The organism is Streptomyces capparidis, assembly GCF_054782095.1.
The window spans coordinates 1-24,480 of the sequence record NZ_BAAGTD010000025.1 but is presented as its reverse complement, the minus strand read 5'-3'; the positions used below and the strand labels follow the sequence as shown (position 1 = coordinate 24,480).

Here is a 24,480-nt window from a genome sequence, read left to right as displayed (position 1 = left end):
GGGAGGGACACCCGCTCCGGCCCTGACCCTGCCACGTGCCCGTCCGGACCGTCGCGGAACTGGACGCCCTGCTCGCACAGATGGACAACGCGATGCGCCAACTGCGAACCTGGCGCGACCGCCTGCCCGAAGGCGGCCCGGAGAACCGAACACCTCCCTCGCCCGCCGGGCCCACCCGGTGCCCCGGCGACAGCACGACACCACACGCCGCAGTGAGCTGCGCCGAAGCCTGGTTTGGGTCGCCGCGGCGGCAGGCCACCCGGCCGTCACCGCCCAGTGGATCAACAAGCTGGAACCCGGGCGGATCGTGAAACGCTCCGACCCGCGACCACCTGGCGGCGCTCGCCCGCGGCCTCCAGATGCCCCCCGCCCTGCCGGCGCGGGCCGCTGCCGCCCAGTATTTTCGGCTTGGGTGAAGATGGGGACGGCCCGGCTGATCGGCGGGTGCGCGGGGTGGCGGCCTGCATGGAGGCCCTCACCGATCCCGAGCGCGACCAAGAGCTGGCGATCGTGGATGCATACGTGCGAACCCGCTGGTGAGGCAGCCGGTTCCGCGCAGGGCGGAGAACAGCAGAGCTGAGCCGCTCAGACACCCACCAGACCCCGCACCCGGCCCGGGTGAACAGCCCATCCCCGTTCACAGGATGTCCAACCTGCGAGGCCGAAACTCCCGGTGCCCCACAGCGCGCCATGGTTCCTCCAGAGCCGTCTCCTTGGGCCCGGGCGTGGCGATACGGTGTTGAGACCACCACCCCGTCTGCCCTTCGGAGGCCATCATGAGCGAGCAGCCGGCCCCCGCCCCTGCCCCCCGGCAGCAACTGGACCCCGAGGGCACCCACGCGGTGCGCGCCTACGCGGCCAGGATCCGGGCAAGGTGTCTCTCAGTTTGAGCGGGTTGGGCGTGTGGGTCAGCGGAAGCAGGCAGTGAAGGTCGCGGTCAGGGCGTCCAGCGCCGACGCGTAAGCGTGTTCGGGCGGACGGCCGTAGCCGATGATGACTCCCTGTGCGGTGGAGGGGAGCGCGCGGCGTTCCGACAGGTAGCCGAGGGCGAGGCCGTGTGCCTCCGCGGCCGCGCGGACGTCGGCCTCGGTGGGCCCGCCTGAGGGAAGGACGGCCAGGGCGTGCAGGCCCGCGGCGATGCCGGTCAGGGAGATGGGAACGTCCGCGATGCGGCGACGGAGCTCGTCGCGGCGGCGGAGGTACCGCTGACGGGAGGCGCGGATGTGCCGGTCGTAGCCGTGACGAGTGATCAGGTCGGCCAGGGTGAGCTGGCCGAGATGTTCGGTGTGGTGGTCGACGTGCAGCTTGGCGTCGACCACCGGGTCGATCAGGCGGGGCGGCAGGACCATCCAACCGATCCGCAGCGCCGGGCCGAGCGTCTTGGACGTCGTGCCCAGATAGGCCACGTCCTCGGGGCCGGCGCCTTGCAGCGCGCCGACGGGCTTGCGGTCGTAGCGGAACTCCGCGTCGTAGTCGTTCTCGACGATCAAGCCGCTGGACGAGCGCGCCCAGTCCAGCAGGGCGCGCCGTCGGCCGGGATGGAGCGTCCGGCCCGTCGGGTACTGATGGGCCGGGGTGACCTCCACCGCGTCCGCCGCCAGACCGTCGAGGAGATCGGCGCGGGCTCCCAGATCGTCGACTGGCAGCGGCACCACTCGCGCCCCGGTACGGCGGACCGCCTCGCGATGCAGGGGAACACCCGGGTCCTCCATGGCGAAGGTCCCGCCGACGGCGGCGGCCAGCAGCGTCAGGCCCTGAAGATAGCCGTTGGTTATCACGATCGAATCCGGACGGGCCGACACGCCCCGTGCCCGCCCCAGATACCCGGCCAGTGCGGTCCGCAGCTCGGCGCGTCCCCGCGGATCGCCGTAGCCGAAGGCGTCGGCCGGAGCCGAGCCGAGGGCACGCCGCGACGACTCCAGCCACGCCGCCACCGGAAACGCCGATGCGTCCGGACTCCCCGGACGCAGATCATGCCGTGGCCGCTCCGCCCGCGCCGGCTCGGCCGTGGCCACCGGCACGGCCCCTGGCCGTAGCGCCACCACGGTGCCCGAACCCTGTCGCGCGGTCAGATACCCCTCCGCGATGAGCTGGTCGTACGCCGCCCGCACCGTGCCCCGCGCCAGCCCCAGGTCCTCCGCGAGCCTCCGCGTCGCCGGCAACCGCGTCCCGGGCGCCAGCCGCCCCGACCTCGCCGCAGCCCGCAACGCCCGCTCCAGACCCGTCCGGAGCCCGTCGGCAGCGTCCAGTTCCAGATGCAGGTCCAGGCCAAGATTGGGCCACTGATCCGCCATACGATTGGATCTTACCCGCGGCCCAATCGGCTCTCTAGGTTCGTCCGAGTGACCTTGACCGAACTTCCGCAGAGCGGCTCTCCCCGGACCGGCCGGCTGCTCGCGACGGCCTACGGACTGACGATCGCGAACCTCTACTACTGCCAGCCCCTCCTCCCGCAGATCTCCCGGTCCATCGGCCCCCACGCGGCCGACCATCTCATCGCCGTCGGCCAGCTCGGCTACGTCCTCGCCCTGATCCTGATCGTCCCGCTCGGCGACATCGTCCCCCGCCGCCCCCTCCTCGCCGTCCTGCTCTGCGCCAACGCCGCCGCCCTCGGCCTGACCGCCGCTGCCCGCACCACCGGCCTCCTCCTGGCCGCCGGATCACTCATCGGGCTCACCGCCGCCGCCTTCGTCAACACCCTCATCCCCTACGCCGCCACCATGGCCGCACCCCACGAACGCGGACGCGCCGTCGGGACGATGCTCACCGGCGGACTCATGGGCATCCTTCTGTCCCGCACCGTCGCCGGCCTGGTCTCGCAGGCCGTCGGCTGGCGTGCGCTGTTCACTGCGGCCGCGATCGGCACCCTGCTGCTCGCCGTCGTCCTCACCCGCGCTCTTCCACCCGCCCCACCCGACCTGCCCGTCCCGTACCGGTCCCAGCTTCACGCCACTCTTCGCCTCGCCGTCACCCACCGGCTGCTGCGCCGCCGAGCCTTCATCGGAGGCTGCTCCTTCGCCGCCTTCGGCGTCTTCTGGTCGACCGCTGCCTTTTTCCTCTCCGAACCCCCCTACGGCTACGGCCCCGCCCAGATCGGGCTGCTGGCACTGGGCGGCGCCGCCGGAGCACTCACCGCCCGACCCATCGGCCGCGCCGCCGACCGAGCCGACCGCCGACGGCTCACCAGGACGGCACTGGTCCTCGGTGTGGCGTCCTTCGCCGCTCTCTGGGCCGGCGGCCACCACCTGGTCTGGCTCCTCATCGGGCTCTTCGCCATGGACACCGCCATCCACGCCACCCACCTGCTGAACATGAGCATCGTCTACGGCATCGACGACGCCCGCGCCCGCCTCGCCTCGGTCTACATGACCGGCTACACCCTCGGCGGCATCGCCGGCGCGGTCCTCGGACCCGCCGCCTACACAGCCGGCGGCTGGACCGCGACCTGCCTCCTCGGCGCCGCCTTCCTCACGATCGCCCTCACCGCGACCTTCAACCGAACGGAGAACCCGTGACACCCCAGCTGATCATCTTCGACAACGACGGCGTCCTCGTCGACAGCGAGCCCATCGCACACGGCGTGCTCTCCGGATACCTCACAGAACTGGGCTTCCCCTTCACCCTGGAAGAGTCCTACCGACACTTTCTCGGCAATGCCGGCCGCACCGTCCACACGGTCGTCGCCCACAGATTCGGCGGCACACTGCCCGCGGACTTCACCACCCGCCTCCACGAGCGGGTGTTCGCCGCCTTCCGGGAACAGTTGGACGCCGTCCAGGGCGCCTCCACCGTGCTCACCGAACTACGGCGCCGCAACATTCCCTACTGCCTGGCATCCTCCTCCGACCACGCCTGGATCGACCTCACCCTCGACCGGACCGGCCTGCGCCCCCTCCTGCCACCTGACGCGGTCTTCAGCGCCCAGGACGTCCGAGGCGTCGGCAAACCCGCACCCGACCTCTTCCTCCACGCCGCCGCAGCACTCCACACCGACCCGCACGACTGCCTCGTCATCGAGGACAGCCCAAACGGCATCCGTGCGGCGAAGGCCGCCGGCATGCCCGTGCTCGGCTACACCGCCCTCACCCCCGCGAGCAGCCTCATCGGAGCGACGTCCTACATCACCCACTTGACCGGACTCCTCGACCACCTCGACCAGGACCATTGAATCCTGTGCGCCGTAGTGAGCCCGCGTGCTGCCGTCCGCGCACCACGGAATGGCGGAGCCCGAACACAGCGGACTCCACGGCGAAGCCGCCGGGCTCTTTCCAGACCCAAGCCCGTCTTCCACCGAGTCGATGAGCCCGCTCCGGCCGCTCCCGATGCAGATGCGCCACCTCACATTCCGCCTTACTGATCGTTTCAGAATGAGTTGAGCTGCGGATCTTATGGCCGGCGATCTTGGTCGGCAGGGTGTCCGGAGCGCGTGCCGATCTTGTTCCTGACGACCTGTGGGAGCGGATGCCCCGCTGCCACCCACTCCCGAACACCGCCGCCGCCACCCCGGACGGCTGCGCCTTCCCGACCGAGTGGCACTCGCCGGCGTCATGTACGTGCTGCGGACCGGTGTCGCGTGGCGCGATGTCCCCGCAGAGACCGTCGGCTGCTCCGGGGCGACGGCCTGGCGCCGGCTGCGGGACTGGACCAAGGCCGGCGCCTGGCCCCGCCTCCACGCCGCCCTGGTGACCGAGCTTCGCCGCGCCGACCTGCTGGACCCGGACGACTGCTCCGTGGACGGGTCGCACGTCCAGGCCCTCAAAGGAGGGATCACGTCGGCCCCTCACCCGTCGCCCGCGCCCGCCCCGGCTCCACGACCACGCCTTGGGGTCGGTGAAGGTCCGCCGCCCCGACGGGGCAGCCTCGACAGCGCCGTGGTCTGCCGGCACGTCGTCGCTGCGGGAACCCTCCACACCCTGGGCCTGATGGAAGAAGTCTCCGATCTCGAACAGCGCGTCCGCACGCGCGGTCAGCGCGCGTACAGCTCCGTTCGGAAGTGTGGCAGCAAGCCGAACGGCTCCCGCCCGGCGTCTTGATCCACCAGACGACTCACCCTCACGGCCTTCGCCCTCGATCACGTGCACTCCTTGGTCGGAGCACCGGATCAACCGAAGGCCGTCTCCACGTCCGGCGGTTCCTGACCCGGGTGATCAAGTTCGAGGGGCCATTCTCCGGCAGGTCGTCCGGCGCGCCGGTGAACAGCAGGACCGCACAGAGCGCGACCAGCACGCCGACCGTCCCCGCCGCCGCCGCCGACCGCGCTCGCTCGCCGCCATGACCGTGCCCGCGGTCCTGGTCCGTGCCTCCGCCCTGGTCACCGCGGCCCCGGTGACCGGCGGGGGAGCCCAGTCCTCCCCACGGCGCCGCTCCCACAGCCCGCGCAGGGCGTGCACCTCTTCGCGCCGGGGCACCCCGCGTCCGTCGTGGACGTGCGGAAGCGTGGTCCTGCGGCCGTCCCGGGGCGTGGACCGTGACGACCACCGCGCCGGGACCGCCCTCGATCTCGATGCCCTGGACGTCGCGCCAGCGGTGCTGACCTGGCGGCAGGACCACGCGTTGCGGGAGGGCGCCGCCCCGGCGGGCGCGTTCACCGACGAGTACGCGCTCGGGCCGCGGCGGCGGCCCGGCACCGGGCGCCGCCGTGACCCCGCCCGGCTCACTCCGTGCGCAGCCCGTCCGGCCGCATCATCCGCCACAGCGGCGGCAGGCTGAGCAGCGTCACCGCCGCGATCATGGCGGCGCCGTACCCGGTCACCGGCAGGAAGACCAGCCAGTCGGTCATGGACGCGTCCACCAGATGCAGCAGCACCAGGCCCAGGCCCAGGCCGCCGGCGACGGCGAGCCCGAGGCCCAACAGCACGGTGACGGCCGTCTGCCACAGCACGGACAGGGCCAGCGTGGAGCGGCGGGCGCCGAACGCGGCCAGCACCGACAGCGGGCGCCTGCGCTCGCGCAACTGCTCCAGGGTGGACACCAGCATGCTCGCGGCCACCAGCGCCAGCGTGGCGAACGCGCCGATGGCCAGGCCCGTCTCCACATTGTCGAACCGGTCGTCCCGCTCGGTGGCGGCCAGCTCCCACACGCTCGTCGTGGGGCCGATGGCCGCGGCGGTGTTGCGGACGTACTCGACGGCGTCCGCCTCCCGCGGGTCCAGGCGCAGCAGGGCCGTCGCGGTCACGTCGGCCACGCCCGTGAGGTCCAGGGCGGACGGGGTGGCGAACACGCCCCGGTAGTGGTTGCCCAGCGGGTCGCTCCGGGACTCGACGGTGCGGGGCGGACGCGGGCACGGTCCACGAGACGGTCCCGGCCCGGGCCTCCTCGTCCCCGGCGGGGCCGCCGCCCGGCGCGGCGCGGTCGAACTCGACCCTGCCGCCGGGGCGGGCCGCCTCGTCCACGGCCGAGTCCGGGACCACGCCCGAGGCGTCGTGCACGAGGAACACGTCGCCGTCCGCGCACCGGCCGACCTGCGCCATCTGGCGCAGCGTGGCACAGTCGCCGACCGTGAACACGGTGAACAGGCGGGTGTCGGCGGCCTGCTGCCCGGCGGCGGGCGCGGACCCGGTCGTCTTCCGCATGCCCCAGGTGGCGGCCACCCCCTTGGTGGCCGCCAGCCTCCCGAACGCCGCCTCGGCCGCGGCGCTGTCCCCGGTCGCCAGCTCCACCTGCATCTGCGCCCGGTCCGGGTCCTGCCCCGTGTCCGTGACGAAGTCGCCCCGCACCCCGTTCAGCAGCGACAGCAGCGCGATCGCCCCGGCCACCGCCACGGTGATGCCCGCCACGGCGCGGGCCGCGGACTCGCCGCCCACCTGGAGGCGGCGGGTGGCAAGCTGCCAGGACAGCGGGCCTCCGCCGAGCCGCCGGACGACCGCGCCGACCAGCCACGGCAGCACGGGCACCAGCCCGGCCAGCACCAGCACCGAGCCGGCCGCGAGCGCCCAGGTGTCGGCCTCTGTGCCGCTCACCACCCCGTCCGACCTGGTCAGCAGGATCGCCAGGCCCAGCGCGGGCGCCGGCAGCCGCCACCACAGCCGCCGCCTGCGCGGGCCGGTGCCGCGCACCACGCCGAGCGGCTCGACGGCGACGCCGCGCAGCGCGAACAGGGCCACGCCGACGGCCGCGGCGGGCACGCCGAGCACGACGAGGGAGGTCAGCACCGGGTCGGGCGAGACGTCCGCGGGGAAGGCGTTGACGTCGTACAGCGTGACCGAGCCCGCGAACCGCCGCAGCACCAGGAAGAACCCGGCGCCCGCCGCGACCCCGAGCACCGCGCCGAGCAGAGTCTCCCCGGCGGCGATCCGGCGCGCGGTGGGCAGGTCGGCGCCCACCAGGCGGATCGCGGCCAGCCGCCGGTCCCGCCGCTCCCCGCCGAACCGCACGGCCGTGCCGATGAACACGGCCACCGGCATCAGCAGCACCACACAGCCGACGACGATCAGCACCATCAGCACGGCCCGATACGGCTGTCCCGCCCCGGTCATGCCGAAGCCGGTGGCGCGCACGGCGTTGCCGACGCCCGCCTCGATGGTGTCGCTGCCCTTGTAGTAGAGGAGCTCGCTCGGGCCGGTCAGGCCGCTGTCGCCGACGGTGCCGACGACGCGGGCGCCGAGCCGCTCCGCGAGCAGCCGCCCGCCGGGCGAGGCGAGCAGGTCGGCGAGGGCGGGGGAGGCCACCATCTCGCCGGGGCCCGGCAGCTCGGCCACCCCGGGCGGCAGCGGCGGCCGGTCGCCGTCGGCGCGCAGCAGCGCCCCCTCGACCTCGTCGCCGCGGAAGACCGTGTTGCCGTTCAGGTACACCACGGTGTCCGCCTGCGGGCCCGGATCGGGATGGACCCGGACCGGGCCGCGGGCGTCGCCGCGGGCGTCCCTGCGGTCCAGGACGTTCGGCACGGACGCGGCGACCAGCAGCAGGGCCGCGCCCAGGCCCACGCCGACCGCGGTCAGCAGGGTGCCGTACCAGCCCCTGCGGCCCGCGGCCGCGGCGAACCGCGCGCCCATGGCCAAGTCCCGCGCCCACACCCGCACGCCCGCGCCCCGCCGCCCGCCGTTCACGCGACCCCCATCATGTCGCGGGCCCTGCCGTCGCGGACCACGACCTCGCGGTCGGACCAGGCCGCGACCCTGGCCTCATGGGTGACCAGCACCACGGCGGCGCCGGTGTCCCGGGCGGCATCGGTGAGCAGCCGCATCACGCGCTCGCCGTTGAGCGAGTCCAGCGCGCCGGTCGGCTCGTCGGCGAAGACCACCTTCGGCCCGGTCACCAGCGCCCGGGCGACCGCGACGCGCTGCCCCTGCCCGCCGGAGACCTCGCCGGGACGCTTGCCCGCCACGTCGCCCACCTCCAGCCGGTCCAGCCACTCGGCGGCCCGGGCGTCGGCGTCCCTGCGCCGGGCCCCGGCCAAGCGCAGCGGCAGCGCCACGTTCTCCCGGCAAGTGAGCTCGGGCACCAACTGCCCGAACTGGAAGACGAAGCCGAACGCGCCGCGGCGCAGCGCGCTGCGCTCGCCGTCCCGCATGGCCGTCAGCTCCCGGCCGTCGTAGTGCACGGTGCCGGAGTCGGGCCGCACCAGGCCCGCCAGGCACTGGAGCAGGGTGGACTTGCCGGAGCCCGAGGGCCCCATCACGGCGACCACCTCGCCGGAGCGGACGGAGAAGTCGGCCCCGTCCAGCGCCGGGGTGGCACCGTAGGTCTTGCGCAGCGCGTGCGCGGCGAGCAGGGCGGCAGGGTGCGGGCGACCCGCGGATCCGGTGGTCATGGGCGGACGTCCCCGGCGAGCTGGTCGAGGCGCGCCGCGGTGAGCTCCAGCCAGCGCAGATCGGCCTCGAGGTGGAACAGCGCGTGGTCGCACACGAGCTGGTCGGCGAGGTCGCCGTCGCGCTTGCGGCGGGTCAGCTCACGCATCAGCCGCAGGTGCTCGGCGCGCTGGGTGTCGAGGACGTCGGCGGCGTCCCGGCCGCTGAGCAGGGCCAGCACCACCTTGGTGTACAGGGTGGACTGGAGGTACGGCTCGGGCTTCTCGGGCTGCGCCAGCCACTGCTCGACGTCGGTGACGCCGGCGTCGGTGATGGCGTACCGCTTGCGCTCGGGGCCGCCGCCGGGCTCGATGCCGTCCACCTCGACGAGGCCGTTCTTCAGCAGGCGGGACATGGTCGCGTAGACCTGCCCGTAGTGCAGCGGGCGGTCGCGCCCGAAGTGCTGGTCGAAGGTGCGTTTGAGGTCGTAGCCGTGGCGGGGGCCGGACTCCAAAAGTCCCAGGAGGGCGTGGCTGATGGACATGCGGCGACTATACATGCGGTGTATAGGCGGCGTGTATAGATGGCCCGGCGCAGTCGGCGGACACAGCCGGCCGGTAGGGCAGGCCGGAGCGCGGCCCGGGTGCGCAGGCGCACCGGTGGAGAAGCGCACAGGTGGAGAGGTGGTGCGGCGGGGGAGCGCGGCGTGGGGAGTGCTGCGGTGGGCCGGGCGTTGCGCGTCACCGGGCCCAGGGGCTGCCGGAGGCGCCCGTTCCCTGGGCGCGGCAGCCGGCCCCCTGCCGAGGTTTCACCGGCCGTTCCCGGAAGATCCGGAGGAGGGCGGCACGTGTCCGCGCCACAAGGGCGGTGCCGCCCCGTCGCCCGCCCAGGGAGCACGGCATGAGCGAACCGCACCGGCCCGCGCCGCCGCCCCGCCTCCCGGACTGGGACGCCCTGGCGGAGCGCGCCGTGGCCGGCGCCGTGCACCGCGCCGGCCGGGCCCTGCTCGCCCAGACCGCGGGCGTTGCCGTCCTGGCCCCCGCCGCGCTCGCGGTGCTCGGCTTCGGCTCCGACGCGCGGCACGGCACCCCGGACGAGCCGCCGCCCCCAGACACCGCTCCGCCGCGCCCGGGGCGCCTCCCGGGGCGGGCCGGCGGCGGGCGCGGAAGGAGTGAGCCGCGGGCTGCCGAGTGGCGCCCGACCCCCACGGGGGCCACCCGGCCGGCGTCACACGGTGTCCGGCAGCTAGTACCAGACCTCGATCTCGGCCAGGTTGCAGTGCCCGCCGTGCACGTCGCACACGCGGATCACGCGGTGCCCGGCGCGGCTGCGGCAGCCTGACCTCGTACCACTGGACGGTGCACACTCCGCTGATGGTGTGCAGGTCCGTCCAGGTCCGCCCGCCGTCGTCGGAGCCGCAGAAGACGGTCCCGTTGGCGCGGGCGTCACGGCGCGACGTGTGCGTGTACGCGCCGGAACCGGTCACGCCCGCCCAACGACCCGGCGCGGCCCTCCCCGAGGACTCGGGCGGCGACGCCCTCCCGTGCCGGGTGGCATCTCCCCGCGCTGGCATCCAGGCCCCGGGGCGGCAGCCCGAGGCGATGCCGAGCGCGGGCATCGCGGGGGCGGCCGACCACCTGTTGCCGTGAAACGCCGTCGCCGCCGGGGCGGGTTGCGTCACGATGACGGCATGACCCTCACCGGTCCCCACCGCCCTCGCTGCCGGCGTCGGCGGTCGTGCGGTAGGTGCGTGTCCACCTCCGCGCCGTCCCCCACCGCGCGCGCACGCTACCGGCGGCAGCCCGCGCACCGGCCGGACGGCCACGGGCGAGCAGGCACGCATCGCACTGCTCTGCTCAAGCGCCCGGCAGCGCCTAACCCGCCGCTCCGGGCCCGCCGGGCCCCACCAGGCGTCGCGAGCCGGCCGGACGGTGAGGACCGGGTCATGACCGTGGCCCGGCCCGGCAGTGGCCCAGCCCCGCGGGCAGGCGCCATACCCGCGGCAGCGCCGGTCGCCGCCCCGGACAGGCAGGCGGTGCGCGAGCTCGCCGCAGCGCTGACCGAGGCCAAGGACGGCGGCTGGCCCACCCTGATCCTGGACGACACCGACTTCCACGGCACCCTCCACACTGTGCTGCCCTCCGCCGTTCACGCCGCCTGGAACTCCGGTCGGCTCGGCAGCACCCGCCGCCCCGGCCCCGGCCCGCTGTGGTGGACCATCCCCGACCAGCAGCCGGGCCGCACGCTACTGGCCGACCTCGCCGCCGGCCTGGGCCACCCCGTGCCCTGCGGCGCTGACGCGAGCGTGTGGGTGACCGATCACCTCCTGCGCGGCGTCCCCCTGCTCGTCCTGGCCGACGTGCACCGCCTGCGCCCCGCCCGCACCCCGCGCACCTCCCCCGTGACCGCGCTGTACGACATCACCCGCCACGCCCCCGCCACCCTGCTCGTGGTCACCGGCACCGCCACCCGGGCCACCCTCGCCGCCATGCCGGACGCCGCCTCCTTCCTCGGCCACGCCACCCACCACCCCGACGGCCCCCGCCTGCCCGAACCGCTACGCCCCACGGACCACAACGCCCGCCACGAGCGCTGGCCGGTGTAGGGCTGGCCGAGCGCCTCGACAGTCTGCGGCGGGACCTCCAGGCGGCGTTGCCGTGCACGGCGCGGTGCGGCTCCCGCGGGGCGCCGCACCAGTGCGAGCCCTTCCGGCGGCAGCGGGGGGCGTCTTGCGCGTAGGCGCGCTCGGCCAGGCTCGGGCCCCGCCTCCCGGCCGGCCTCGCGGCCCAGCCCGGCGAGGCGAACCGGCGCTGGCCCGGCAGTGCGCAGGAGCGCAGCGACGTCGCGGCGCGACCCGGGCCGCGGTCGGGGCGGTGGCCACAGCGCCTCCCTTGCTGCCCGACGGCCCGGCCACCGGGCAGCAAGGGAGAGCAACGGCCCACCAGCCAAGGGGAGGAACGGCGCCCTGGGTAGGGGACCGCCCTGCCCTCTCATCCCCTGCGCCCTTTCCGGCTTGATTCGACCTTACGGACAACGTCCAGCCGCCGTGAGAGTCGAAGCACGGGCGCCTTGCGATGGCATGGCGCCCTCCCGCTCAGCCGATCAATGGGGGGTGCGCTCGTGAAGCGCAGAACGGCTGCGCCGCATGGCGGCGTGATCACGACGGTCTCCGGCCGCGCCGGTAGGGCTGCCGTCACGGTTGCCTTCTCCACCGCGCTGCTCGCGGCCACGGTGGCCGTCAACCCCGCCTTCGCCGAAGAGGGAACGGCAAAGCACCGTTCGGGCACCGTCACGACAGACGATTGGACAGGGCCTGATCCTCACGATGCGCCCGGTCCGCTGACTGAGCCGGGGCGCACCTACCCCGACGACCTCGCTTGGCCGGACGACACCCAACCCGACGCCATATCAGACGGACCGGCTGGCAGGGGCGGCCCATGCGACGGTGAGACACGAGGCCATCGTGTGAAGACCTATCGCTATGTCCAGGGCGAGAACACCATGCCCTTGAGATGCGGACACTGGACCTCGGGAAGCGGTTGGGGCTGGCGGAAACTGAAAACGAAAGACCGCTGGAGTACCTGGTGGGACGGAATGATAGGTGCCACCCTCCAGAACCCGAGGGATACGAGAACTCAAGGAACGAGCAAAACGTACTGGACCCGGTGGTTCGAGGAGTGCAATCCGGTATACCGATTCAAGGTCCTCACCGAGACTAAGACCTACGGCGACGGTAAACAAGGAGTACTGAACGCCTACCTGGAGTACCGGTAAACACGAGCAGCGAGACGTGCATCTGCCGCGAGAAGGTGGGCACACGCGTCGAACACGCTTTGAGCGGCCGTGTCCTGGACCGCGAGCAACCCTCGATCACAGTCAAGGAGGCCCCCGCTCTCCGCTGGCATAAGGTGCGGTCCTGACAGCGCAGGCGGACTACGAGGTCGCTGGTGGGCACAGTCTCTCATCTGCGCTTCGACGACTGGACGGATGGATCACCGGAGCGGCCCCGATGCCGACTACGGCGAGCCGATACCAAGCGACATCCCTTGGGACACTACTCGTTCGAGTCGTTCGCACCCCAACTGTGAATCGTGAACGCGAGAGAGCCATCACACGGCCGACGGCCTCGCCGACACCCTCCTGTACCAGGCGACCTCCACCGCGGGCCCGTCTCTAGACGGCGGCTGAAACCCGTACCGCGGCGGCCTCCATCGTCGCCCACCGCCGGGCCGCAGACCCGGTACCGCCGTCGCAACGCGCGTGGACAAAACCTCATCACAGCAAGGGAGAACCATGAAGCGCACACTCCAGGTCGCGGGGGTGACAGTGGCTGCGCTGGTGACCACCCTGGCCATGGCCACCAGCGCCCATGCCGAGGACCACCAGCTCGACACCAGCGACGACCGCGCCGGCGGCAGAATCGAATTCACCCGTGCCGGCGACACACTGAAGCTCTGCGACCAGCAGGCCGACGGCTGGCGCGCGGTTGCCTACGTCATCAACCCCGACGGCAGCTACCGCTACATCCTATCCGCCAGCGGGCATGGCACCTGCGTCACCAAGGGCCAGGCGGACGGTCCGCCGTGGAACCTCAACGAGGACAAGGTGTACACCTTCAGAGTCTGCCTGGACCATGACGAGCCCGAACCCAGTGACGACCGGTTCTGCCAGTCGCGCAACTGGCGCGCCGGAGCCGCCTGACCCCGCACGAATGCAACGGGGCCAGCACCTCCGGCACCCGCAGATCCCGGCTGCCCACTCCATCCGGCGCCCGTCCTGCGCCGGTCGCCGCCCGGGCCGCCGTGCGGGGCCGCGGCTCTGCCCGGCTTTGCGCTCGGCGCGTGCTGCCCCTGCGGCTCCGCCGCTGCCCCGGCGGTCCTGGGCCCGCGGCCCGCGCCTTGCCCCCGGTGCCTGTCCGTGGCCCTGCGGTCCCTCCCGGGCCCTTCGCCGCTGAGCCCCGCGCGGCGCGGCGGATGCCGTCCGCTCGCGTCGGCCCGCTCCGCGTTGTGCCCGGAACCCGGCACGGACCGCCGGATCTGCACCGCCACTCGGCCTTCGCCCCTCGTCCCGGCTCCGGCGTCCGCCTTGTGGCGGCCCGAAGCGGCCGGGATCGCCTCACCGCGCTCCGTCGTATAGCGGGCTGCTATACGATGGGGTGCATGACCAAGCAGATCAACATCCGGCTCGACGACGACGTCCACGCCCGCCTCGTCGCACGCGCCCAGGCCGAGGGCACCACCGTGACCGCCCTGATCACGCAGGCGGCCGAGCGCGACCCTCGCCTGGACGGCAGCGCCGCCACAGCGGCGGCCTTCCTGGCCAAGCACGCCGCGGAGTTCGCCGAGGCGTTCCCCGAGGAAGAGCCGGACAGCGCCACCGGGCAGGCCGCCTGAGGTGGAGCTGCACGTCGACATCCGCTGGCTGCTGGAGCGCCAGGCCGAGGTACTCCCGAAAGAGCCAACCGTCCACGACTTCTCCGGCCTGGTCGCAGCGGTCGCCCGGCACCGGGTCAACACGCCGAGGCTGGACTGCACCGCGGACGCGGCCTGGCGCGCGGCAGCCCTCTTCCACGAGATCGTGTCGGTGCGCCCGCTGCCCGCCCGCAACGCCCTGTACGGGGCGCTGGTCGCGGTGGCCTACATGGCGGCATCCGGTGAAGCGGTCGACGCACCCTACGGGGCACTCAGTGACCTGGCCAAACAAGTCCGCGCGGGACGCGCGGACGTCTACGCGTGCGCCGACCAGATCCGCCGCTGGCGGCTCTGAACCAGCAGCACACGGAAAGGAACGGGCACGGACAGGACGGCGGACATGCACGCCGATTCGCGCCTGTCCCCGCCCTTTGCGCTCTCACGGACCAGATGGTCATGCGCCGTCCCATGGGGAACCGCACGAACGCGGCGGAGGAGACCCAGGCGCCCCTGTAGCGGCCCGACGAAAGCGGAGCAGGACCTGGCGCCGTGCGTTGCCCGGCCCCGCGGGACGGCCGGGGCGCTCCGGCACAGACCACGCCACGGCCTGCGCGAGACGACCGCCCGGTCCGGCGTCCGCCGCACGGTCCGACCCGGCCGCTGTCGCCTTCAACCCCACCGCCCCCGCCGGGCGTCGAGCCCCTGCCGGGCCTCCGGCTCGCGCGGTACCCGGCCGTCCACCGCCTCCGCCGACTCCCTGGTCGCTGGAGCCCACTGGGAGATCGGGCAGGACCGGCCGTGCGTGCTCCCCGCCGACCCGGCGTGGGCGAAGGACGCCGGCTGTCTCGCGGATCGGGTGCTGTCCATGCTCGCTGCCGCCGCCGAAGCCGCCGAGGGCGAGGACCAGCTGGTGCTACCCGCGGTCACCTACCACCAAGCAGCCCACCTCCTGGCCCGCCTGGCCACCGCCCCGCCCGAACACCCGCCCCCGACAGGCTGTACGTGCTGACCCTACCCGCCTGGGAACTGGAGGCGGTTGGCAAGTGCTGAGCGCTGCGCCGGGCTCGCGAGCCGGGCACGGAAAAACTGCGCTACTTGTTCGAGTTCTGCAGCGCTTCGTTCTGCGATCCAGCGCGGTCCCCCCCGAGGCCGTCGACGACCTGCGGCGAGTGGTGGCCGTGGTGACGCTGGACACCCCGGCGGTGAACACCCTGGCCACCGCCTTGGTGCTGCGTGCGCCACTGGTCGACGCGGCCCGTCAGGCGTACCGGCACATCACCGCGGCGCGGCAGGCCGCCGGGGTCACCTGCTGATCACCTGCGGGCGGCCCGGCCAAGCGGGGCCCGGCCGTCCTGGCGCTCGTCGTGGTGACCGGAGTGCGCAGGGTCCGGGCCGACGGGCTTCCCACAAACCTGCGGGGCCCGGGGACCGGCTCGGCGCGCTGACCGCGCCGGGGGGCACCGCGATCGGTCGGCCTCGTACCAGTGACGGTGCCTGCGTTGTGTCAGCTGGTGTCAGTACGCCTGCGACAGCTCCGCCCTGCACCGCCGCGTCGGGCCCGGGCTCCGCCGCCCCGGAGGCGCGCCTGACCCCGCTCGGGCGGCATGGCAGGGCGGCGGCCACGGAGGGCTGAAGCCGGGCCTGCGACGTGCCGCCGCCGCGCACCCCGCACCGCCGGTGCTCCGGGCCCGCCACTCTTGGTGCGGCCGCCCGTCCCCGTGCGTGTGCTTCGTGACCACTTACCGATCGATCGCGTGCTCGGCTTGCTCTGCGGGGGCGTCGGGTATAGCGGGGTCGATACGCCGGATTGTCAGATCACCGTGGACGACTATGAGCCTGTCCCCGTCGAAAAGCAGTTGTCGCGGTGCTGCGGGACCGGAATCCCGGGAGCCTGGAGTAGTCGGCGGGCCGGTGTGCCATGCTTCCTTCCCGCTGCCCTTGTCGTACGCGATGACGCCCCCGTTTCTCATGCCCACGTAGACGTGGCTGGAGGTGACCAGTGGATCTGTGGTCGTCATCTCCGGCGCCTTTGCCTGCCACAGGGTGCGTCCTGTGCGTATCTCAGCGGCGACAATCATCCTTCCCGTGTATTTATCCTGCTTTTGCTCGATTTGATGGGTACTCGGATGCTTGTGGAGGGTGTGCAGATCTACGCGGAGCAGGATCCCTTTGTACGGGTCGGACAGGTAGGCGGCATGCCGAGTGGTCGCACACCGTGCCACGAACGACAGCTCCATCCTCATCCGGTGCAGCGTTCTGCCGGTGTCCTGGTCGATGACCGCCACTCCGTTGCTGTTGGTGAGGAAAAGCCCGGCACTGGTGGTGATGGGATCCGCTGTGATCTCATCGGCTGAAAAGGTCCTCTTCCATCGCCGTGTGTTGCTGTGGGCGTTGATGGCAGTGATGCTCTCGATGGAAGGGTGTACCGCGCTGCCGTACATGATGGCGTAGGCCGTTGTTCCTCCCAAGGAGACGCGCTGGGACTTCCCGGAAATAACTAGCCATTTCACTGCTCCGGTTTTTGCGCTCAGCGCCCACACTTCCCCGCCCTGCTCCACGAAGAGCTGCCCCTCGATCAAGGCAGCAGGAAAGCCTGACCCTGCGGACCCGCGGCTTTGCCAGACCGTGTGCCCGGTGCGCGTATCAATGCGTGTGACGGGAGTGGTGTCGGAGCCGCAATACAGAGCCACTCCGTCGAGTACGCACTTCCCTCCGCTTCGTGAGGAGTTGCTCAGGGCAGTCGACCATCTGGCGGGGTCCTCGCGGGGCACGCTGGAATCCCCGGCGTGCTGGTCGGTGCCGCCTGACGTGCCGTAGGTCGCTCCGACCTGAAAGCCGACGACGGCAGTCCCCGCCAGAAGGACGAACGCGGCGGACACCGCGGCTGGCTTGCTGCGGAGCAGTCGCTTCCCCGTGTGCAGGATTCTCCCCGTCAGGTCCTGGGCAGGTGCGGTCTGTGCGCGGGCGAGCCACTCAAGGACCTCGTGCGGTTGCGGCCGGCCGTCCGGCCTCTTGTCCAGGCAGGTGCGAACCAGCGGTACGAGCCACTGCGGAACCCCGTGCAGGTCGGGAGGCTCGTGTACGACCCGGTAGGCCGCCACCTCGGGAGTGCCCGCCGCGAAGGGGCTGCTCCCGGTCGTGGCGAAGACCAGCACGCAACCCAGGGCGAACACGTCCGCCGCCGGCCCGGTGTCGCGTGGGGCGGTGAACTGTTCCGGTGCCATGAACGAAGGGGTACCCACCGCCTGGCCGGTACAGGTCAGCGCATTGCCGTCCATGGCCCGCGCCACCCCGAAATCGATGACGCACGGCCCGTCTGCGGTCATCAGCACGTTCCCCGGCTTGAGGTCCCGGTGGACCAGCCCGGCCCGGTGAATGTCTCGCAACGCCTGGGCAAGTCCTGCTGCCAGCAGCCGCAACTCCCCATCCGGCAAGGCTCCGTCGTTGCGGACGCGCGCGGACAAGGACTCACCCGGCACCAGCAGCGTTGCCATCCACGGCCGCACCGCACAGGGATCCGCGTCCACCACCGGCGCGGTGAATGCGCTGTGCACCATCCGCGCAGCGGCGACCTCCAGTTCGAAGCGTGCTCGAAAGCCGGGGTCCTGGGCCCACTCCTCACGGATCACCTTCACCGCGACCTGCTCGCCGGATAAAGAGCGGGCCAGGTACACCACACCCATCCCTCCCGTGCCCAGGCGACCCTCGATCCGGTAATCACTCACCATCGACGGATCGCCTTGAGTAACTCCACATGGCCTCCTTGCTGCCGTGCGTCCACCGCAGGCTCAAGAGGTCTGCAAAGGGTCAGCGGTTGCCTCGAACCGACTTCCGGGGAGGATCTGCCGTCACCCGCAGACCCACCGCCACGGCGGTGGGATGAGGTCGGCACGGTCGCCCCGCCACCGTGCTGCTGGGCCGCTACGACACCGACAGCATGCTGCGCCTGGTCGCCCGACCACCCCGCTCACCGACACATTCGTCGGCGATGTCGCCCGCGTGCTCGCCCCTGCCAGGCCCACACACCCCCGGCAAGGAGGCCGGATCACCGCCCGGTGGGGCAGCCGCACGCCGGTGGGGTTCACCTGCGTGAAGCCCTCCGCGGTGGTGGAGTTCTCTGGCGACACAGCCGTCGACGCCGGGCGCTGGCGACATCCGGTATGCGCGCTGCGGCTGCGTCCGGACCTCGCCCCGGGCGACGTGCCGACGGCCGGGGCCGGCTACACCCCGCCAGCGGATGACCGGCCGGCCCCGCGGGCCTCGCGCGGCGGCCCGCTCGCCCCCGGGGTGCCGGAGGTCAGGTGCCGGCGGTCGTCGTGCCGGTGGCGCGCTTCAGCGCGCTGCGCGCCTCGACGAAGGCCGGGCCCTCCAGGGTCTGCCAGAAGAAGTGGGTGGCGATGGTCTCGGCAAGGTGCTGCTGCCGCTTGAGCAGGTCGGCGACGGCCCGGTGCTCTTCCTCGCTCCAGCCAGGGCTGGGCGGGTGCTGGATGCCACGGGCGTCGGTGTACGGCTCCGACACAGGCTCGGGAAACCGCGGCAGCCGCGCATACAGGGCGGACAGGTCGGCCTGCGCCTGCTCCAGCTCGCGCTGCGCCTGAACGAGGTCGGCCGGGAAATCGAACGTGCTCACGAACAGATGCTACGGCGGCGGGGGCCCTCGCCCCCGGCGCGGTTGCCCGGGGAGATGTCGCCGGCGCAGGTGTCGCACAGCCCCACGTGGGCCTGGCCGCGGAGCCGGGCCTGTTCGGTGTCGGTGAGGGGGGTGGTGGTGCGGGCGGCGGCCCAGCAGCCGGCGCGGTGCAGCAGTTGCCGAACCCCGGGGTGGTCGGCGGGCCCGGGCAGGATCTCCAGCCGCCAGGGCGCCTCGGCGGCGCGGACGCCCGGCGGCGCCGGAGGCGGTGGTGCGGGAGGCGGTGGCGGCGCGTTCCCGGCCGCGGCCGCGGTGACGGCGGCCGGCGGTGGTGGCGCGGGTCGAGCGCCGCCCCCGGCCGCAGGTCGGGTGCCGCGGCGGTGGCGGCGTGTGCGGGCCTGGCGCAGCGCGGCGGGGGAGCGGCGAGTCGGGACGGCCGTGTAGTCCTGCCCGGGTCGGGCGGTGACACGGTCCGCGGGGGCGTCGAACTCCCACGGGCACGGTTCACACGTCAGCCGCCCGTCGGAGCCCCACTGGTGGAGTGTCGGTATTCGAGAGCTGCAGTATTCGCCCGCGGTGGGCCAAGCGCACTGGACGAGCGCGACCGGGCCCTCCAGCAACAACGGCGGCAGACGGCTGAGCCGGGTCGGCGCTCCGCACCGTCCGTCGGCGGCGTGCCTCTCGGGCTCCAGCCTGCCTCGCTACTCCGCGAGCAGTCGGCGCAGCCACTCCATCTGGGCCGTCTGGCGCCCGCCTCTGTTTCCCTGGCCCAGGAGCACTGATTCGTCAGCCGGATGCGCCCACTGGTGAGCGGCAAGGGCGGCCAACGCCGTTTGGACAGGGCTGCCGCCGGTCCGGGGGACCTCAGCGTGCTCGAGGGAAAAGCCGTTCGACAGCGGTCACCACCGCGGCGCGGCGGGCAGCGGTGGTGGGGTCCACGGCGTGTGCGGCGGCGGCCTCGCTGAGTTCGGGTTGCGACGCCCAGGTCATGGCGATCTGGTTGACCAGGGCGAGGACATCGGCCGGGTCCCAGGCGGGGTCGAGTTGTCCAGCCTGCTGCACCCGGCGGAGCTGGTCGATTTTGCGGGCGATCACTGCCTGGTCGGGATCGTCGGCAACGGCTCTGGTGCCCGGCAGTTCGAGGCGGCCCCAGGTGATCAGGCGGTGGTGGTCTGGACGGGCGACGAAGTAGTCGAACAGGCGGCCCGCGTAGCCAGGCAGGTCGTACGGGTCCATCTGGGTGGCCTCGGCGATGACGACGTACTCCCGTGCAGCGACAGCGGCATAGAGCGCATCTTTGCTGCGGAAGTAGGCATAGACGCGTTCTTTGCTGGTCTTGGCGAGCTTGGCGATGCGGTCCACGCGCGCGCCGGCAATGCCGTGGCGAGCGAACTCCTCCATGGCAGCGGTAAGGATGCGCTCGCGCGCGGTGTCACGGCCGCCAGCGGCTCCTGCGGGCGCTGCGGTCTGGCCGGAGTCGCGGGACTGGGACATAGACCCAGGATAGAGCACCGAACCGTTTGGTTTGGCATCCGGGCGATCGCCGCGTAGAGTCAAACGGAACAGTTCGGTTTGGCCTCTGCGGGTGAAACCGGCGAACACTGAGGGAGTAGTCATGCAGCACCGCAATCTGGGCTCTCAGGGTCTGCGCGTCTCAGCGCTCGGCCTGGGGACCATGGGCATGTCCATGGCCTACGGCGCCTCGAACGACGACGAGGGCATCGCGACCATCCGCCGCGCCCACGAACTCGGGATCGACCTCTTCGACACCGCCGAGCTGTACGGGGCCGGTACCGGCAGCAACGAGATCCTCCTGGGCAAGGCAGTCCGCGACTTCCGCGACGAGGTGGTCCTCGCCACCAAGTTCGGTTTCGACATGACCGCCCAGCCGCTGGGCTCCGGCTTCAACAGCCGCCCGGAAAACATCCGCAAGGTCGCCGAGAACAGCCTGCGGTTCCTGCAGAGCGACCACATCGACGTCTTCTACCAGCACATCTCCGACCCCGCCGTTCCGATCGAGGAGGTCGCAGGCGTGGTCGGCGAACTGATCACCGAAGGCAAGGTGAAGTACTTCGGCCTGAGCAACGTCGGCCCCCAGTACATCCGCCGGGCCCACGCTGTCACCCCGGTCTCCGTGCTCCAGTACGAGTACTCGCTTTTCGAGCGGGAGGTGGAGGAGAAGATCCTTCCCGTTCTGCGGGAACTCGGCATCGGCCTGGTGCCCTACTCCCCGCTCGGTCGCGGCTTCCTCGCTGGCCAGGTCAAGCCCGCCAGCGAATACCCCGCGGACGACATGCGCAGCTGGGACGAGCGTTGGCAGGGCGAGAACTACACGTACAACGTGCACGCCATCGATCAGCTCAAGAATCTGGCCGACAGCAAGGGCATCACTACCGCCCAACTCGCACTGGCCTGGCTGCTCGCCCAGGGCGAGGACATCGCGCCCATTCCCGGCACCCGCAGCACCAAGCGCCTCGAGGAGAACGCCGGCGCCACCGACGTCCAGCTCTCCGCCGCTGATCTGGCCCGCATCACTGAGATCCTTCCCCACGGCTCGGCAGGCAGCCGCTACCCCGCTGCGATGCTGTCCAGCTTCACCACAGACTGACCGCGCCAGGCACACGCGCATGCGACGCAGGGCCCGTCGGCCAAAGGCGGCACGCGGGCCAGTGCCGATGGCAGGGGGTTCCGGGCGGGGGGCTCAAGCCTTTTGCAAGGTGGGAGCTCGACGCGGCAGTGGTACTCGCCGACAGCATCGTGGACCGTGCGGTCGCCGAGCACTGCATCCCGACCGAGCGCGGCAGTGGCTGGTGGACCGCGGACTTCACCGCCCTGCACCCGCCCGGCATCGGCGCCGGCGCCGCCGTGGCCCGCCTGCTGCCCGGGCCCGGCACCCGCTACCAGCGCGCCCTGTTGGCAGCCGCCGTGCTGAAGGCCCGCCTGGGCCTCGCGCGGCGCGCCCGTCCCCCCGCCACCCCCGCCGTCCCGGGCGCGCCCCGGCCGACCGGCCGCCCTCGGGTCCTGCCCCGCAGCCGCACGGCGACCGCACCCGGGAGGACACCGACCTGGCCGCCGTGGAAGGCACCCGGAGGCGCCTGGCCGCCCTCACCGCCGACACCAACCGCCGCATCCGGCAACACCGGACCGCCCAGAACCCACCCACCGCGGCCCCCAACCCCACCGCGCCCGCCACGCCTGGCACCCCTCCGGGAGCGAGCCGCGGCGGGCGGCCGCCCACCGGCACCGCAAGGACCGTCTGACGACCCCCCACCTGCGCCCGGCGACCGCGCCGGACAAGCAGGCCCTGGCCGCCCGGCGCCGCCGGACGGCGAACGCGTCCCGGCCCCGCCGCGTGCAGGGTGCGGGTACGGGGGGTGTGTTCGGCCGGAGCATCAGGTGCGGTCGGTGACCGGCCCCCCTTCGCAAGCTGCCGGACGGGCGGCTGGGAGCCTCTGCGTCCAGCACCCGCCCCGCCCGCGGAACTCGCTGCGGGACAAACCGTCCGGTCAAGGGGTGGTCAAGGGTCAAAACGGACCCCTACGCTGGTGAAGGAAGCTGCGGGCAAGGGGGAAAGATTCCTCCCGGCGGCTGTCCACTCGTGCCCCGCCTGCACAGGTGGGACCGTCGCCGATCCGGCCCGCAGGAGGTCGCAGGAACCCAGGACCGTGGACCAAGTCCAGCTACCGCTGCCACGCACACACGGTCGGCCCCTTTCGGGATTCGACCGCCGTACCGGCCGAGTGGGTGCGCCTTCGGAGGTTGCCGCCCTGACGGCCCGCGCGGGTGCCGGGGTCACTGCGATGGCCGGTGCCCCGTTGCGGTGAGGGCGGATTCCACCACCGCCCAGGTGGTGTCGCCGGGAGGGCCTTCGGAAAGTGCCACCCAGCGGCTGCAGCAGGGGCGAGGCATGCGTTCGCCTGCGGCCAGAGGCCGCTCTGCCCACCCTTGCGGCCACTCCCGTGCGGAGCCCCAGCTGGGGTCGAAGTCTGCGCGGGCCCGGGCACCATCCCAGGGAGACTCCGCCGCCGAAAGCGACATCGTCCAGGAAGACCATGCCGGTGAAGGTCGCCTCGTCGAACCGGGCCTGGTGCGTTCCGAAGTCGGCGCCGCTGAAGACCACCCGCGACCCGAACCAGGCGCCCAGGAAGTGCCCCGGACCGTTCTCGAAGCGAGCGTCGTGGAAGAAGGCGTGGTCGGTGAACTCGGCGTGGGCGAAGTTGGTGTCACCGATGAAGCGCGCACCGCTGAAGTTGGCCAGCGCCACCCTCCTGCCGGCGAACTCGAAGTCCAGCAGCACTGCACCGGCCAGGTTCAACCGGATCCCCGGCCAGAACACTGGATCCGACGGGTCCGCGCGCAGCGCCGTGCGGTGGTCGAAGTCGTCCGCGTCTACATACAGGTGCCGGGCGAGCATGTGCTGCGCGGCCAGGCGAACCACGCGTTCCTGCCCCCACCGCTCTGCGGCCGACGCGTCCGCGGTCACCCGGGCCGCCCGGTCCGACTCCGGCAGCCCGGCAAGCTCCGGACCGGGCGTAGGAACGGGGGCGGTGGCGGGGAAGGGCAGACGCAGGTACCCGCAGATGAGGTCGACGATGGTCTGCCGGTGCGCGGTGTGGTCCTGAGCCAGGCGCTCCAGGGCGTACAGGCCCGCAAGCCGTGCCGGGGCCGACCCGCCGAGCTGCCCGGCCGCCGCCGTGTACAACTCGGTGATACGCCGCTCGCTCGCGTCATGCCCGGTGGCCGTGTCCACCCTCTCACGGTGGACCTGCTCGTGCTCGCTCAGCCACTGGCGGCGCAGGGCCAGCAGCAACGCCACCACCCCGCCCGTGCCCGCACCCACCGTCACTGCGGTCTTGACCGCCTCGATCCGGGCCTGCGCCCTCGCCTGCCCGCGCAGACCGTGGGTCTGCGCCAGCAGCGCCCACATCGACAACGCCACCGCCGCGGTCACCAGCACCACCCCTGCGAGGGTCCACCACCACGACACCGGCCGTAACGGCCGACGAGACCAGGTCACCCTGGCATCCTGCCCTCCACCGCCGCCCCCGCGCATCGCAGCCGGAGAACCTGGACATCGCGACGTCGGCCGACTGCTCTGCGCAGGTGCCCGCTCGGCGCGGCGGTGCCCTGTGCCGGGAGGGAGGTGTCTGCCCTGGTGGCCCGTGGGTGCCACGGCGTCGGGGAGAGGAGGCATCCCAGAGCGCGGGCCCACAAGAAGACCGAGAGTCACAGGGCTGGCGCCAGTGTGAACAAGAACCCTTGCGCGATAACAAGGGCACCAGGCATCACCGGCTTTTTGTCCACGGTCGGCGAACGGGCTGCTGGACAACGCCCGAACTGCTGCGCTGGAGGACCGCCGGTGGGTGGTGCACCTCGCCGGGCCTTGCGGAGGCGGTTGGTGGGAGCGGGTTCTGCGTGGACGGGCGGTGGAGAGTGCACCCGCGCCCGTGACGTGCACAGAGGCTGGGCGGCCGGGGAGAGGAACTGTCGAGCTTGCTGAAGGGGGACAAGCAGTGGACATCGTATTGCGCAGCGCGGATTAGCCGAAGGAGCACCGGTTCGCCTGGTGGTGGGAGAACGTGGCGCAACCTTCGATGCCCGTCGTGCTCCACAGCGACCACGCGGACGACTTCGGCGGCGCCATCCGCATCCTGCCCCTGGGCGGGATGACGGTCTCCCATGTGACCTACTCACCCGCGCGCGCACGGCGAAC

The 24,480-nt window shown here is 72.6% G+C and carries 21 protein-coding genes and 1 pseudogene; 14 read left to right on the top strand and 8 right to left on the bottom strand.

What is annotated here, in order from left to right:
• Positions 1-408 precede the first annotated feature (408 nt).
• Positions 409-540, top strand: a complete 132-nt coding sequence (locus tag ACYVO2_RS20545; RefSeq protein WP_461009372.1) for a hypothetical protein — start codon at positions 409-411, stop codon at positions 538-540.
• Between the two features lie 368 nt (positions 541-908).
• On the opposite strand, the gene pdxR is transcribed toward ACYVO2_RS20545, so the two are convergent.
• Positions 909-2,294, bottom strand: a complete 1,386-nt coding sequence (pdxR, locus tag ACYVO2_RS20540) for a MocR-like pyridoxine biosynthesis transcription factor PdxR (RefSeq protein ID WP_461009371.1) — start codon at positions 2,292-2,294, stop codon at positions 909-911.
• A gap of 48 nt (positions 2,295-2,342) precedes the next feature.
• Between pdxR and ACYVO2_RS20535 the strand changes: the two genes are divergently transcribed.
• The 3 genes and pseudogenes from ACYVO2_RS20535 to ACYVO2_RS20525 form a co-directional block, all read left to right on the top strand.
• Entirely contained in the window at positions 2,343-3,515 is a 1,173-nt protein-coding gene (locus tag ACYVO2_RS20535) for an MFS transporter (RefSeq protein ID WP_461009370.1), read from the top strand.
• On the top strand, positions 3,512-4,168 hold the full coding sequence (locus ACYVO2_RS20530; RefSeq protein WP_461009369.1) for an HAD family hydrolase: 657 nt from the start codon (positions 3,512-3,514) through the stop codon (positions 4,166-4,168). Before ACYVO2_RS20535 ends, ACYVO2_RS20530 begins: the two co-directional genes overlap by 4 nt.
• Before the next feature lie 245 nt (positions 4,169-4,413).
• Positions 4,414-4,810, top strand: a pseudogene (locus ACYVO2_RS20525) (transposase); the annotation flags it as partial.
• A gap of 843 nt (positions 4,811-5,653) precedes the next feature.
• Here the strand turns inward: ACYVO2_RS20525 and ACYVO2_RS20520 are convergent.
• Positions 5,654-6,220: an FtsX-like permease family protein gene (locus ACYVO2_RS20520; protein WP_461009368.1), complete on the bottom strand. Its 567-nt coding sequence runs from the start codon at positions 6,218-6,220 to the stop codon at positions 5,654-5,656.
• 278 nt (positions 6,221-6,498) lie between these two features.
• On the opposite strand from ACYVO2_RS20520, the gene ACYVO2_RS20515 reads away from it, so the two are divergent.
• Entirely contained in the window at positions 6,499-7,539 is a 1,041-nt protein-coding gene (locus tag ACYVO2_RS20515; protein WP_461009367.1) for a hypothetical protein, read from the top strand.
• Between the two features lie 502 nt (positions 7,540-8,041).
• On the opposite strand, the gene ACYVO2_RS20510 is transcribed toward ACYVO2_RS20515, so the two are convergent.
• Positions 8,042-8,749, bottom strand: a complete 708-nt coding sequence (locus ACYVO2_RS20510) for an ABC transporter ATP-binding protein (protein WP_461009366.1) — start codon at positions 8,747-8,749, stop codon at positions 8,042-8,044.
• Positions 8,746-9,270 (bottom strand): helix-turn-helix transcriptional regulator, encoded by a 525-nt coding sequence (locus ACYVO2_RS20505; RefSeq protein ID WP_461009365.1) that lies wholly within the window; start codon positions 9,268-9,270, stop codon positions 8,746-8,748. The genes ACYVO2_RS20510 and ACYVO2_RS20505 overlap by 4 nt, the downstream gene beginning before the upstream one ends.
• Before the next feature lie 356 nt (positions 9,271-9,626).
• Here ACYVO2_RS20505 and ACYVO2_RS20500 point away from each other — a divergent pair, with 356 nt between their 5' ends.
• The 8 genes from ACYVO2_RS20500 (at position 9,627) to ACYVO2_RS20465 (ending at position 15,450) form a co-directional block, all read left to right on the top strand.
• The gene (locus ACYVO2_RS20500) at positions 9,627-10,067 is read left to right on the top strand and encodes a hypothetical protein (protein WP_461009364.1); all 441 of its coding nucleotides are present in this window, start codon (positions 9,627-9,629) and stop codon (positions 10,065-10,067) included.
• Between the two features lie 17 nt (positions 10,068-10,084).
• The gene (locus ACYVO2_RS20495; RefSeq protein ID WP_461009363.1) at positions 10,085-10,375 is read left to right on the top strand and encodes a hypothetical protein; all 291 of its coding nucleotides are present in this window, start codon (positions 10,085-10,087) and stop codon (positions 10,373-10,375) included.
• Between the two features lie 296 nt (positions 10,376-10,671).
• Positions 10,672-11,331 carry a hypothetical protein gene (locus ACYVO2_RS20490; RefSeq protein WP_461009362.1) on the top strand — a complete coding sequence of 220 codons (660 nt, stop codon included), beginning with the start codon at positions 10,672-10,674 and terminating at the stop codon, positions 11,329-11,331.
• Positions 11,332-11,846: 515 nt separating this feature from the next.
• Positions 11,847-12,500 (top strand): hypothetical protein, encoded by a 654-nt coding sequence (locus tag ACYVO2_RS20485; RefSeq protein ID WP_461009361.1) that lies wholly within the window; start codon positions 11,847-11,849, stop codon positions 12,498-12,500.
• A gap of 519 nt (positions 12,501-13,019) precedes the next feature.
• The gene (locus ACYVO2_RS20480; RefSeq protein WP_461009360.1) at positions 13,020-13,427 is read left to right on the top strand and encodes a hypothetical protein; all 408 of its coding nucleotides are present in this window, start codon (positions 13,020-13,022) and stop codon (positions 13,425-13,427) included.
• A gap of 458 nt (positions 13,428-13,885) precedes the next feature.
• A complete protein-coding gene (locus ACYVO2_RS20475) occupies positions 13,886-14,119 on the top strand; it encodes a hypothetical protein (protein WP_461009359.1) in 234 nt (77 codons plus the stop codon).
• A 1-nt stretch (position 14,120) separates the two neighbouring features.
• Positions 14,121-14,492 carry a toxin Doc gene (locus tag ACYVO2_RS20470; RefSeq protein ID WP_461009358.1) on the top strand — a complete coding sequence of 124 codons (372 nt, stop codon included), beginning with the start codon at positions 14,121-14,123 and terminating at the stop codon, positions 14,490-14,492.
• An 826-nt stretch (positions 14,493-15,318) separates the two neighbouring features.
• Complete coding sequence (locus tag ACYVO2_RS20465) at positions 15,319-15,450, top strand: hypothetical protein (protein WP_461009357.1); 132 nt, start codon at positions 15,319-15,321, stop codon at positions 15,448-15,450.
• Between the two features lie 426 nt (positions 15,451-15,876).
• On the opposite strand, the gene ACYVO2_RS20460 is transcribed toward ACYVO2_RS20465, so the two are convergent.
• The 3 genes from ACYVO2_RS20460 to ACYVO2_RS20450 form a co-directional block, all read right to left on the bottom strand.
• The gene (locus ACYVO2_RS20460; RefSeq protein ID WP_461009356.1) at positions 15,877-17,865 is read right to left on the bottom strand and encodes a protein kinase domain-containing protein; all 1,989 of its coding nucleotides are present in this window, start codon (positions 17,863-17,865) and stop codon (positions 15,877-15,879) included.
• Positions 17,866-18,434: 569 nt separating this feature from the next.
• Entirely contained in the window at positions 18,435-18,767 is a 333-nt protein-coding gene (locus ACYVO2_RS20455; protein WP_461009355.1) for a hypothetical protein, read from the bottom strand.
• Between the two features lie 864 nt (positions 18,768-19,631).
• Positions 19,632-20,261 (bottom strand): TetR family transcriptional regulator, encoded by a 630-nt coding sequence (locus tag ACYVO2_RS20450; RefSeq protein ID WP_461009354.1) that lies wholly within the window; start codon positions 20,259-20,261, stop codon positions 19,632-19,634.
• Positions 20,262-20,382: 121 nt separating this feature from the next.
• Here ACYVO2_RS20450 and ACYVO2_RS20445 point away from each other — a divergent pair, with 121 nt between their 5' ends.
• The gene (locus ACYVO2_RS20445) at positions 20,383-21,375 is read left to right on the top strand and encodes an aldo/keto reductase (RefSeq protein WP_461009353.1); all 993 of its coding nucleotides are present in this window, start codon (positions 20,383-20,385) and stop codon (positions 21,373-21,375) included.
• Positions 21,376-22,284: 909 nt separating this feature from the next.
• On the opposite strand, the gene ACYVO2_RS20440 is transcribed toward ACYVO2_RS20445, so the two are convergent.
• Positions 22,285-23,727 (bottom strand): pentapeptide repeat-containing protein, encoded by a 1,443-nt coding sequence (locus ACYVO2_RS20440; protein WP_461009352.1) that lies wholly within the window; start codon positions 23,725-23,727, stop codon positions 22,285-22,287.
• Between the last annotated feature and the right edge of the window lie 753 nt (positions 23,728-24,480).